This is a genomic window from Paenibacillus baimaensis (genome assembly GCF_025567575.1).
Map to the genome: position 1 here is coordinate 1 of NZ_JAOQIO010000059.1, position 866 is coordinate 866.

General features: G+C 37.4%; 1 protein-coding gene. It reads right to left on the reverse strand.

What is annotated here, in order from left to right:
* Positions 1-226: 226 nt before the first annotated feature.
* Positions 227-760: a hypothetical protein gene (locus OB236_RS15985; protein WP_262684889.1), complete on the reverse strand. Its 534-nt coding sequence runs from the start codon at positions 758-760 to the stop codon at positions 227-229.
* Between the last annotated feature and the right edge of the window lie 106 nt (positions 761-866).

The following is an 866-nucleotide window of genomic DNA, read 5'->3' on the forward strand; positions in this document are numbered from 1 at the left end:
TAATTCACTCTCAAGTTGAACAATGTTCTTCTCAAATTTTGGTTGGATGACTAGAAATTTCATGCGAACCCCCATATATTCCAAATTAATACATTATTAATATTTCAACAGACTTAAGAAAATTCCTTTGTTTATTCAACTAATCTCCCGTTACTTGAATGAACAAAGAGGAGCTGCCGCGAGGTAAGCTCCTTCACTATCGTACCCGTTAGCGGAGTAAAAAAAATTATACCAAACTGTATTCCTTAAGAATTATAAGTTTTTCCTTTGGAATACTTCTTTCTAAGCCGCCATTCTCAACATCAATTGCTTCCCAGTCTGAATACAAAACAAAATCCGTTGTGATGGGCAAGATTTTACTCCAATCAAATGAGTTTAATTGATACGCAACTTCAAAGCGAACATTTTGACAAGCCTTCCAAGAATCTTCCCACTCATTGTCTCCAATTAACTCCACAAAATTTTCCTGTTTCTCTTGGAATGAAGGGAGCACTTTTTCAAGCCCTACTTGATACTTAACAGGCATCTCACCAGAATTCCACAGATACCACAGCTTTTGACGGTGCTCTTCTTTTATCAACTTGTCTCGATATGATTTGATTCCAAGAGTGATTAATCCAAGTACAGGTTCGTAATCGGTTCCAAGAAGAGAGATGTAACATACTTCATCAGATTCATCCAATCTAATTTCCTTGACTACATTCTGAATTTCACGCAACATATCTTGCTTCATCTCATTAAGTAGTTGCTCTTTTTCCATTTTCTCACCTCAGCAATTAAATTAGATTTACTACTATTCTCCATTACCACTCAACAATCCTCCCGTTAGCACAATGCGGCTGCCGATCTATGCCAGCAGCCGCGTC